This window comes from Xanthomonas hortorum pv. cynarae (assembly GCF_002939985.1).
Classification (GTDB): Bacteria; Pseudomonadota; Gammaproteobacteria; order Xanthomonadales; family Xanthomonadaceae; genus Xanthomonas; species Xanthomonas hortorum_D.
Genome location: NZ_MDFM01000070.1, coordinates 1 through 2,357 on the forward strand (window position 1 = coordinate 1; position 2,357 = coordinate 2,357).

General features: G+C 48.1%; 2 protein-coding genes and 2 pseudogenes. All 4 read left to right on the forward strand.

The genetic code is table 11. The features are described 5' to 3' along the window. A pseudogene (locus XcyCFBP4188_RS22190) lies at positions 1–291 on the forward strand (type IV secretion system protein); the annotation flags it as partial. Between the two features lie 157 nt (positions 292–448). After that, positions 449–808 carry a DUF4189 domain-containing protein gene (locus XcyCFBP4188_RS22195; protein WP_343125165.1) on the forward strand — a complete coding sequence of 120 codons (360 nt, stop codon included), beginning with the start codon at positions 449–451 and terminating at the stop codon, positions 806–808. 272 nt (positions 809–1,080) lie between these two features. Beyond that, positions 1,081–1,677 carry a hypothetical protein gene (locus XcyCFBP4188_RS22800; RefSeq protein WP_146094084.1) on the forward strand — a complete coding sequence of 199 codons (597 nt, stop codon included), beginning with the start codon at positions 1,081–1,083 and terminating at the stop codon, positions 1,675–1,677. A gap of 180 nt (positions 1,678–1,857) precedes the next feature. Continuing rightward, a pseudogene (locus XcyCFBP4188_RS22805) lies at positions 1,858–2,357 on the forward strand (glycoside hydrolase family 104 protein); the annotation flags it as partial.

Consider the following 2,357-nt stretch of genomic DNA (forward strand, 5'->3'; position numbering starts at 1 on the left):
GTCATGACAACCTTGATCGTCACCGCACCACCGATGGCAGCGGCCTTCTTCCAGGGCACGCTGGGTCAGTTCACGGCGTACTCGGCACTGGGGCAATTGGACCGGGCCAATCAGGAGCCTGGGGCTGGGCGGCCTTATCAGCCGGCTGCGCCGGGTAATGATGATGTGCGTTCTGTAGATGACCAAAGAAGGGTCAGTCAAGTTAATACGAGAAGCAGTGGTAATGAGACGCCTACTTCTACAGTAAGTACAGGTGCTCGCGGAATAGCTTCCAACAATCAGAATGGCTAAATCTAATAAGGCAATGTGTATGCGAATTTTATATATATTATTTTTTTTATTGGCTTTTGTGGGCAATGCAGATGCTCAAACTGCTTGCCCTGTCGGTGTGGCGCCGGGTAGCCCGCAATGTGGACCCGATTCCGGGACTTCTAGGGGCGATAGCCCAATGCCTCCACCTAGGCCTACAGGCGAATGGATTAAAACTTGGGGGGCTATTGTCAATGCAGAAGACAGTTCCGAGGCTTGGGCATCCATAGGAAAGACATCAAAAAAAGATGCGGAGGCTGACGCAATAGATCAATGTCAGGTCGCAGGGTTTCATGGCTGTACTGTTACTTTCACTTATCGGAATCAATGTGTTGCACTTGCGTCTCCGAGCTCGACGCAGGGTAGGTCAGGGGTGGCAGGTGGACCAAGTATGGCTCTTGCAGAAGCCGACGCAATGGATATGTGTAGAAAAAAGGGCGGATCAAACTGTTCTGTTATTTATAAAGATTGTACTAAGCCGATATTCAAAAAGTTTTAGAGCTCCCCTTGATTTAACTGGTTGTAAAATTATCTTTCGGTTTGATGCGTCTGTTTGCACTAGCTCAGTTGATAGCGTGCTCAATGCTTGATAGTTCGGGCTAGCATGGTCTTGCCTTAAAGCCTTAGTGGGATGCGCCGGCTATAAGTAATCGACTTGCGAGTAATGAAGGTTAATATGGTGGGTGACTCCCGTGCGCTAGGCTAATGCCTATATAATTTTAATTATACTTTATCTATCTTAATTATCTTGGCATTGATGAGGGCTTCGGGGTGATTGAAATTTCAAAAGGATTATACTTTGCATTAATTTCCGCAGTACTGTCGTGTCTGAGTGCATGCAAGCAAGAAAGTCTACCGCAGCAGAGAATCGTTGCGAGCCAATCCCAGATTCTGAGCGACGGTGCAAGTAAGCCTGTTCCGCAGGGCGATATTTCAAAAGGAAGTGAAAATTCGGAATTTCCTTCTGCTCATAAAGAAAATGTAAGCGCACAGTCAAGTTCTGAATCGGTTGATATCCAGAAGCTCGCGGTTGGATTTAAAGAGGGTATGCCATACGGTGATCTACGCAAAAGTGTGATTTCCCGCAACTGGAAGCCAAAAAATCATCCCGAATGTAAAAAAAATGTGGTCGGTGATGACTTTCAAAGCATATGTTCAAAGGATCCTCAACAATGTGCGGTTTGTGATGACTTGCCTGAACTGAATGTCTGTAGTGGTGATGGTCACTGCATAACAGAATTCTCCACTAACGATGGCCGTAAAGTCTTGAAAGTGTCCACCTATGGTGAGATCCATGACGGTTTGGTGGAAGGTAAGAAGTCCCGACTTTTTGTTTCCTGGTGGGATGTTTCATCCAGTGGCGACTGATTGAATTCAGTCTTTTCAACTTCACAGGAGGTGCGAGATATGAGTAGTCCCTTAGCGGATTTTATTCAGCGCGGTGAGTCTGGGCGTAGCAACTATAATGCTTATAACCGAGGCACCTATGTTGGAGCTGATGGGCGAGAGCATATCCGCGGAAGCACAGGCCCCTTGGATTTTTCATCCATGACTGTTAGCGATGTCATGGATAGTCAGGCTTTACCTAGAGGCGATGAAGACCGGCTTTTTGCGGTGGGACGCTATCAGGTCATCCCCTCTACAATGAGCGCTGCTGTAGATAAATTAGGTCTTGATCGGTCCCATGCTTTTACTCCAGAGGTTCAAGATCAGGTATTTTCTGACTACCTGATAACGCACAAGAAGTCTGACGTTCGCAATTACATTACCGGTGAGCCGGGTTCATCGTTACATGATGCACAAAATGCTCTCGCGCAAGAGTGGGCGAGTATTGCCGATCCAGATACTGGGAAAAGCTACTACGACAAGCCCGGTGGCTCGAATCATGCCTCGATCACCAGCGCAGAGACGGCGCAAGCCTTGAACACTATGCGCCAGTCATACCGCGAGGCAATTGAAAGCGGTGTGATACGCCCAGGGTTCCGTAGACACTCAAGACCCTCGTTGCGCGTAGCGCCGTTCAAACTCTACAGGGGACAGGTCGCCAG

Coding starts and splice junctions, on each gene's coding strand:
- XcyCFBP4188_RS22195 (WP_343125165.1), top strand. CDS start 449: ATGCCTCCACCTAGGCCTACAGGCGAATGGATTAAAACTTGGGGGGCT.